This window comes from Agarivorans sp., assembly GCF_050295395.1.
Lineage (GTDB): Bacteria > Pseudomonadota > Gammaproteobacteria > Enterobacterales > Celerinatantimonadaceae > Agarivorans.
The window spans coordinates 1-5,712 of record NZ_JBNKPP010000274.1 but is presented as its reverse complement, the minus strand read 5'-3'; the positions used below and the strand labels follow the sequence as shown (position 1 = coordinate 5,712).

General features: G+C 45.6%; 3 protein-coding genes. 1 reads left to right on the top strand and 2 read right to left on the bottom strand.

The window, feature by feature from the left end; genetic code table 11:
* The first annotated feature begins 320 nt into the window (after positions 1–320).
* Positions 321–1,178: a tetratricopeptide repeat protein gene (locus tag ACQY6Q_RS16355; RefSeq protein WP_427983068.1), complete on the top strand. Its 858-nt coding sequence runs from the start codon at positions 321–323 to the stop codon at positions 1,176–1,178.
* 61 nt (positions 1,179–1,239) lie between these two features.
* Here ACQY6Q_RS16355 and ACQY6Q_RS16350 read toward each other — a convergent pair whose 3' ends face one another.
* Positions 1,240–2,607 (bottom strand): glycoside-pentoside-hexuronide (GPH):cation symporter, encoded by a 1,368-nt coding sequence (locus ACQY6Q_RS16350; RefSeq protein ID WP_427983067.1) that lies wholly within the window; start codon positions 2,605–2,607, stop codon positions 1,240–1,242.
* 169 nt (positions 2,608–2,776) lie between these two features.
* Positions 2,777–5,712 (bottom strand): translocation/assembly module TamB domain-containing protein (locus tag ACQY6Q_RS16345; protein ID WP_427983066.1); only part of this gene is annotated, 2,936 nt, incomplete at its 5' end.

Here is a 5,712-nt window from a genome sequence, read left to right as displayed (position 1 = left end):
ACAACCAGGTCGGGTGCTGTTTTTATCGCCAAATCCACAGCTTGTTGGCAGTTTTCTGCCATCACAAAATTATCTATACCGGCTTCATGCAAACGGGTGCGAATAATATTTCGCTGCATATTTGACGGCTCTACTAATAGGATCGTTAGATCCGCTAATGACAATGCTTCCATAACATCCTGTAAAAACTGGAAAATAAGACATCATATTAACGCGTTAAAGCGCCCATTTTTATCGCTAATTTGCTAATCTAACTTTCAGAGTTGAAAAACATGCTTTTAGTCACCAAATTGGTGTCTAAACAACTAACGGAAATTGCTATGCAACCGACAACGCCAGTTATCGACATTACATTTGAAAATGCCCAACAAGCCTTAATCGAAGGCTCAATGAACCAACCGGTAGTGGTGCACTTTTGGTCGCCCTCCAGCCCACAATGTGAACCTTTGTTTACTTTGCTTAAGCATATTCATCAGCAACTCAATGGCAGCTTTACTCTAGCCAGAGTTAACATGGATGAATTAGCCCCGCTAGCCCAACAACTTGGTGTAGCCCAAGCGCCTACCGTTATCATTCTAAAAGAAGGTCGCCCAGTAGACGGGTTTGCCGACATCCCCGCCCCTGAGCAAGTACACGAGATGATTAGCCGCCATCTTCCGCCACCAGAAGAAAAACTATTCGCCGAAGCTAAACAACTACTGGCTGAAGACCAATCAGCTGAAGCCTTAAAAGTGATCCGCGAAGCACATAACTTAGCACCTCAACGTAACGACATTATTTTGGTATTAATTAAAGCTCTGTTGAATAACCAACAAGCTGCCGAAGCCGAAACCCTGCTAAAAGGCTTGCCCCTAGAAGAGCAACAGGCGGAATATCACGAGCTAAAGAGCCAGCTTGAATTATTACAAGCCGCCGCCGAAAGCCCAGAAGTGAAAGCCTTAGAGGAACAGCTTGCCGCTGGTGAAGACAGCCCAGAGCTACGCTTAAGCCTAGCAATACAGTATTCTCAAATTGGCCGTAACCAAGAGGCCTTAGAGTTACTGTTTGCCTTATTACAAAAAGACTTAGAAGCCCTAGACGGGCAAATTAAGAAAAACTTTTTAGATATGTTGGCCACCTTAAATGGTGACCCGCTTTCTTCCCAATACCGTCGTAAGTACTTCAGCTTACTTTACTAACCCCCAGTAACAACTAAGGCCAATGCAAACGCATTGGCCTTTTTAGAACACAGTCTTAACGCTACACTGTCTGAGAACTGAAGTTTTGTTGTTCTGTTAGTTGTGGCTCAGTTGTTTTTAGGTGGTTTTCATCTAAACGGTAAAAATGCATGATAAAAACTAACGAGGCAAACACCACACCAGGAATAAAGGTATAGAGTAAATTAATCCAAGTGAGTGTATCGCTTGATTGAACTTCCGCTCCACCGATATAACCTGCGCCAGCTAAAATCCAACCCACCATCGCGCCACCAATAGCGATACCCGCTTTAATTGCAAACAAGTTGGTTGAAAACACCATGCCACTTAACGAGCGACCACTGCGAGATTTTTCATAGTCCACCACGTCACTCATCATGCTCCACAACAGCGGAGTAGTGCTCATTTGTATCACACTCAAAATGATGACCGCGGCAAATATTAAAACAATATTGCTTGGCGAGATAAAGAACATGAGTGCAGATAACAACCCAGAGATACCGATCAATATTTTGTAGGCTTTAATTTTGTTGAAACGACTTAATAAGGGGGCAGAGGCCATGGCACCAACAATGTTAGCTAACATGGTAGTGACCATCAAAATAGTAGCTAAATCCGCGCGTCCCATCACGCTATTAACGTAATACATGGTAGACGCAGCTTTTAGTACCACACCTGTTAGCAACACAATATTGAGTATAAATAATACCCGCCATTGGGTATTGGCCCACAATAATTTTAAATCTTCTAGTACTGAACGACGCTCTGTGGTGGCTAAGTCACTAGTGTGGTGTTCTTTGGTATTGGCGAAGCAATAAAAAAATAACAGCATGGCGCCGCCCCCCATTACCGCCATGGCACCAAGATACCCTTTTTGCTCGTTACCTTGGCCAATAAGTTCAACTAACGGAAGAGCCACTAAAGCAACAATAAGTCCACCGGCAGTGCTCAAGGCAAAACGATAAGACTGTAACGAAACACGTTCTTTAGGATCACTGGTTAAGGCATTTGCCATGGCACAGTAAGGCACGTTAATCGCGGTGTAGACCAAGGTCAGCAAGATGTAAGAGGCATAGGCATAAATAATCTTGCCGGTGCTACCTAAATCAGGAGTATAAAAAGTAAACATACAGGCAATGCCAAAGGGAATGGCTAACCATAAAATATAAGGACGATATTGCCCATGTTTAGTTCGAGTACGGTCAATCATCGCGCCCATTAATGGATCGGTAATCGCGTCGATAAAACGAACCAATAAAAACATCGTTCCCATATGGACAGGAGAGAGTCCATAAACGTCAGTATAGTAATACGCTAGAAACAGCATTACTGTTTGCCAGACAAAATTACAGCCAGTATCGCCTAAGCCGTAGGCAACCTTTTCTTTAACCGAAAGTGGAGTACTACTCATTGTTATCTCCGAATTGACAAATTATCTTGTTCCATTGTCAGCTAGGCCACCAACTTAGACAATTATCTTTAATTAATTGTCAGTTGCGACATTTAACTCTTGTGACAATCATCACGACGGAATATAACTCTGATAACGCTACTCAAAAAAGAAGCTCGGTTTTTACCCACTAATCTAAATAAAACTCGTAATACACGTCTAGGGCGTTATTCAAGCCAGAGAAGGCTTCAATAAATAACTTAGGCAATATTTCGTATTTAACAGTAAGTTCATTGACCGGATCAAATACCCCCATCCCATAACGCACCTGTACCCCGGGTAATACATAGGCGCTGACTTCTACCTGGGTTGAACTTCCCGAACCGGCAGTACTTAAAGACAAGTCATTCAACCCCAAGGTAGAGCCCACCTTACCTACAAAACCTTCAGTTCGACCGATGCCGGCACTTAATAACATTGACGATAACGCATTATTATCTTGCTCGGTATCACTGAGTCCACGACCACGTAATAAGTAAGAGAGCATTTCGTTCTGTGACATCGACGGCTCAGAAAATAAGGTCACTTGCGGCGCGTCAGCTAAGCCGATGACCTTAACCCCAACGGTAACGTCATCAGAAATAGTAGCCGGGTTGCGGATCGCCTCAAAATCTAAATAGGGTTGCTCGATGGGGCCATTAAACATGATCCAGCCTTTTTCTATCAGCAGGTTTTGCCCGTAAGCTCTAAAATTACCGTCGACTAACTCGATCCTACCATCGGCTAATAAAGGTTCGTTGGCTGGTTGTTTTAAGCTGAGTAGCCCTTTTAAGCGGGTATTTAAACCCAGCGCTTCTAAGGTAATTTTGTCGGCTAAGCTGACTCGAATATCAATTTGAGTGCGCTGCGAGCCTACCGTCTCAGTTTGCTCCTCAATCACTATCGCATCACTGGATTCTGATATCGCCGAATCGGGTAATTTTTTCACTTTAATGCTGCCCTCTTCCACATTGATATCACCGCTAATATCAATCAGTTCGGGCTGTATTTTAATTTTAACGGTGGGCGATACGGCGAAGGTGGCATAGGGGTCAATCACCAAAGGTAACAAACTCGCATTAAAGTCTAACTCGCCTGATAGTTGGTTGTTGGGCCAAGCAAACTGGCCTTGCCACTGCGCCAGTTTACCGCCACTGGTAAACTGCCCTTCAAGCTCGGCTTGCTGATTATCAAAACGCAGCTGGGTTTGCAGTTGCTCTATGCTTAAAGGCAATTGAGGCCCTGAAAGATAGGTTTCGCTGAGTTTAATCTCGCCATTTAATGAGGGCTCGGTTACCGCTCCACTGAGTAAGACTTGGCCATTAATCTCGCCTTCTATGTTGTCTAAGATCGGTAAAAACGGCAATAAGGGGCTAAGTTGAACTTTATCTATGTTTAGCGTTCCATCCATTTCCCCGTTTTTATCAATAGAAGTGGTTCCACTGGACTCCAGCTTACCCAACTCTTTTGATATAAACGCTGCGTTCCAGTTAAGGCTGTTAGCCGCTAATTGCGCGTCTAAAGCCAAACTTTGATAATGCAACTCTCTGGTTTCTATTTCATCTTGTTGCACCAAGCTGCCTGGCGATAAACGTAATTTGAGCGTAGCTGCCTGCGGCGTCCATTGGGCTAGTTGCGCATCCAAATCCATTGAAGCACTGCCTTCTAAGCGAGTGCCTTCAGGCATAAGCGAATTGAGCACGGCAAAGTTAAACTGTTGCATGCTCAGTACCACTGCACTATCACCACTGCTGGTAAAAGGCTGCAACAAACAGATTTGGCTCACATCACGTGACCAACAATGTTCACCCACGCTCACCACGCCCTGTTGGTAGCTCAGTTCAATGTCTTGCGATAAATCCCAACGACCTAACTCGGCACTGATATCTGCATTATCTAGCACCCCATTCCAGCTCTGCATATCGCCTTGACCCTGCGCTGATAAATGCAAACTGCGCTCGGCTTGCTCGGCACTTAAGTTAAGGCTTTGTTTACCCTGCGCACTTTTATATGCCACGTCAGCCTGCTCGATCAGCTCTCCTGCCACTTGCAATTGAGTTAATCCAAGCTGCAGTTGCCCACTAAGGGTACTGTCTAGTTCTAAGCTGCCGGAGGAGTTTACTTGTGCCAAGCTAAAATCTGCTGTGCCCAATTGTTCAGCCAGCAACTGCCAGTTAATCAGCGGTTGGCTGAGCGTACCACGCACTTCAACTTGGGCATCGGCGCGACCTTTATCAAACCATGGTAAATCGGCTAACTGTTCAGCGTTAAGTTGGCCATCAATACGGATTTGCTGTTGCTGCTGCTCTAGCGTGGCTAACAAACTCTGCTGTGCCAGCTGAATATCTAAGGTAGCCTGATTATGCTGCTCGGCTAAATTGCCGTGGCCAGATGCCTTGGCGCTTAAGGGTAAACCCAGCCAGCGTCCTTGAATAAGCGCCTGACTTAACTGCCATTGTTGGTCGTTCAGGCTCGCCGAGAGTTGCCCATCTATATCGGGTAAAGTTATTTGTTCGCCTAAATCCAGCCAATGGCTTAGCTGCAGCTGGTTGAAGCTCGCGTCTAGCTGAGCTTGTAAGAGTGGCTGCCAAGCAACAGCGCCCTTAAGGCTAAACTGACCCACACTTTGCTCTGGCACAGCAGAATCAATATCGTTTACCGGCGTAGCTTGTCCATCAAGTAATTCTCCGCTTAAGGCAAAAGCCGATAACCGAGATAAATCCCCTTGTACATCGCCGCTTAAACGCAGAGCTTGAGTTCCCGCAAGCTCACTGTTGAGTTGCGCCTGATAAGCCGACAAGTCACCAGCGGCCAAAATACTTAAACGCTCAAGGCTAAGCTGCTCTGCTACTAGGCTTAGCGGCTGGCTCAGTTCTGCGCGTAAATCAAACGGCAAATTAGGTTTAAGCCACGCCAGCTGGCCGTCTACTTCTGCCGCTACAGCGCCCTGCGATTGCAGCCATAACGCTAAGGCCTTACCGTCACCATTTAAACTAAACTGCGTGCTTAAGCTTTGCTCCAGCAAAGGCATCTGCCAATGACCGCTTAAGTCGGAAGCAAAATTTTGCTTGAAGGCTTGCTCGCCGG

What these genes read in the sequence shown, in the direction of transcription:
- ACQY6Q_RS16355 (WP_427983068.1), top strand. Translation starts at nt 321, where the DNA reads ATGCAACCGACAACGCCAGTTATCGACATTACATTTGAAAATGCCCAA.
- ACQY6Q_RS16350 (WP_427983067.1), bottom strand. Translation starts at nt 2,607, where the DNA reads ATGAGTAGTACTCCACTTTCGGTTAAAGAAAAGGTTGCCTACGGCTTA.